The sequence below is a fragment of the Nocardia sp. BSTN01 genome, assembly GCF_015354405.1.
Classification (GTDB): Bacteria; Actinomycetota; Actinomycetes; order Mycobacteriales; family Mycobacteriaceae; genus Nocardia.
On record NZ_JADKYP010000150.1, the window covers coordinates 1 to 1,146 of the forward strand.

Consider the following 1,146-nt stretch of genomic DNA (forward strand, 5'->3'; position numbering starts at 1 on the left):
GTGTGGCCTTCGGGGGTGGCCAGGCGGTGGGCGTTGGTTTGTAGCGGGGTGGCATCGGTGGGTGGCCGGCCGTGGGCGCGATGGTCGCGTGCGGTGGTGTGCTGGGTGCGGGTTTTGCCGGTGGCGATGAGCCGGTCGGGCCCGGGGTGGGTGAGGTTGGCTCTGGTGAGGTAGCCGTTGTCGGCGAGCAGCACCCCGATCCCGTCGGGGCCGGTGGCTGCGGGTGTGGTGTGTGCGCGGGCGCCGGTGATGAGCTCGGCTGCGGCGGTGGCCTTGTCGAGCATGCTGGTGAAGGTGGTGGAGTCGTTGGGGTTGTTGCCGACACCTGTGGCGATGATCAGTCCGTCGGTGGAGGTCACGGCCTGGCAGTTGTAGCCCTGCAGCCATCCCCCGCCGCGTAACGGCATCAGCCGCGACTGCGGGTCGGTGATGTTGCGTGCGGGTGTGGCCGTCCACGATTTCGCTTTCCCGGGCCCGGTTTCCGCGGGCGCGGGCGCGGTCCGGGTGGCTGCGTGGTGTTCGTTTCCGATGGCCTGTGCTGTGATCGCGCGGTCGAGGGCGGCTCTGGCCCGTTTGACCATCGCGTGGTCATCGGCCGCGGCGGGGCGGCGGCCTTTGCGGGTTCGGCGCTGGGCGTGGCGGTCGATCTTGGCTTGCTGCGCGGCGCGGGCGGCTTCCCAGTTACGGGTCAGCACCTGCACCCGGATTTCGGCGGGCGGGCTCCCGGTCACCGAACGACCGGGACGGCGGCGTTGCTCGAATGCCTCCACCCGGGCGGCACGCTCGGCTGCCTTCTTGTCCCGGCGCGCCTGTTTGCGCTCGGCCACGGCCTGCTTATCCGCCTGCTCCCGCGCCCGCCGAGCGTTCTCGGCCGCCAACTCCGACAGGGCTTGCTCGATCCGCCGCGCCCGCGAACTCGGCTCCACGAGATCCGCCGGCACTTGCCCGCCACGGCAACCAGCACCATAGACCTCGTCCTCAGCGGCGTCGGTGGCCGCGTGCTCGACCGCCGCGCGCCGCGCCGCAGCGGCCGCCGCATCCCGGATTCCCTGCTCGGCGGCAGCTTTGCGCAGTCCCTGCTCGCCACGATTGGCGCTGATCGACGCGTTCGACGCGATCTTCACCCCGTCCAGCGCGACCACACCC

The 1,146-nt window shown here is 71.7% G+C and carries 1 pseudogene; it reads right to left on the reverse strand.

Features of this window, described 5'->3' with window-relative positions:
• Nucleotides 1-1,146, reverse strand: a pseudogene (locus tag IRT45_RS36245) (transposase); the annotation flags it as partial.